A 761-nucleotide genomic window follows, 5' to 3' on the forward strand; every position below is an offset into this window, starting at 1 on the left:
GTGCACAGCGTCGGCGTGCCCGCCTAATAGCGGCCATCCCAAAGCGGCTGGTCTTCGTGACGGTTGCTGCGGCAGCCGCCTTCGTCGCGCAGTTCGCCGTGCAGCACAGCGAAAGTTCCCCTGACCTTCACGTTTCCAACTGGATCGGACGTACCCCGGAGCCGATCGCCGGCGTCGCCTCTGTCATCGATGGCGATACGATCGAGATTCATGGGCAACGCATCCGCTTCAATGGCATCGACGCCCCCGAGTCCGCCCAGCAATGCGACGACGCCAAGGGCGTTCGCTACCGGTGCGGGGCGAAGGCCGCTGCAGCACTGGACGGGTTCTTGGCCGCCTCGAGGCCGGTCACATGCACCTTTATCGCCTGGGACCGCTACAACCGCTTTGTGAGCGACTGCCGGCGTGCGGATGGCGCCAGTGTGGCCGCATGGATGGTCGAAAACGGCTATGCGCTCGACTGGCCCAAGTACAGCGGTGGCGCCTATGCAGCGCAGCAGGCGAAGGCCGAGGCGGCGAAGGTCGGCCTGTGGGTCGGACAGTTCCAACTGCCGTGGGAGTGGCGGGCCGGGTATGGAGACAACGCCAGGCCGGCAGTGAGCCAATCCCTAGGCATCGTCGGGCGCCAGGTCGCGCAGCTATTCCTGCCAGCCGCGGCGGAAATGCTCGCAGATCAGCTCGTGCGACGAGGCTCAATGGTATCTCAGTAACTGTCCGTGGGGTGGCAAACTGGACCGTGATGGCGACGGGCAGGCGTGTGA

The 761-nt window shown here is 65.4% G+C and carries 2 protein-coding genes; both read left to right on the forward strand.

Annotated elements, in window-relative coordinates; all coding sequences use genetic code 11:
• Positions 1–710, forward strand: a 710-nt coding sequence (locus EN939_RS36600) for a thermonuclease family protein (RefSeq protein ID WP_335930824.1), incomplete at its 5' end; no start/stop codon positions are given.
• A partial coding sequence (locus EN939_RS40140) for an excalibur calcium-binding domain-containing protein (RefSeq protein ID WP_206528467.1) occupies positions 673–761 on the forward strand: 89 nt, incomplete at its 3' end. The genes EN939_RS36600 and EN939_RS40140, both read left to right, overlap by 38 nt.

The sequence above is a fragment of the Mesorhizobium sp. M7A.F.Ca.CA.002.05.1.1 genome (genome assembly GCF_003998335.1).
Lineage (GTDB): Bacteria > Pseudomonadota > Alphaproteobacteria > Rhizobiales > Rhizobiaceae > Mesorhizobium.